We start from the raw sequence: 251 nt of genomic DNA on the forward strand, positions 1-251 counted from the left end.
TAAATTAATCTTTATTTAATCCAATGGTATGCTTTAAAGTTTAAAGTTAATTTAATGGTTAATCCCGAGGTCATTAAATGAGCAACTTCGCTTGATAATGCATAACCGCTATTTAATTTTTTAAATTTCAAAGTGAAAGTGCAATTTGTGGTATTGCTAATTGTCGGCGGAGTAGAATTATAATATATATCAGAAACACTTCCAAAATATTCTTTAAATTGTGGAGTTCCTCCTATAGCGGCTGCTAATAC

Annotated in this window: 1 protein-coding gene; it reads right to left on the reverse strand. The window is 29.9% G+C overall.

Annotation, left to right across the window (positions count from 1 at the left end):
• Positions 1–11: 11 nt before the first annotated feature.
• The coding region (locus EZH24_RS14670) for a hypothetical protein (RefSeq protein ID WP_161976225.1) at positions 12–251 on the reverse strand (240 nt) is incomplete at its 5' end.

Origin of the sequence: Brachyspira catarrhinii (assembly GCF_005518285.1) — a bacterium.
Lineage (GTDB): Bacteria > Spirochaetota > Brachyspiria > Brachyspirales > Brachyspiraceae > Brachyspira > Brachyspira catarrhinii.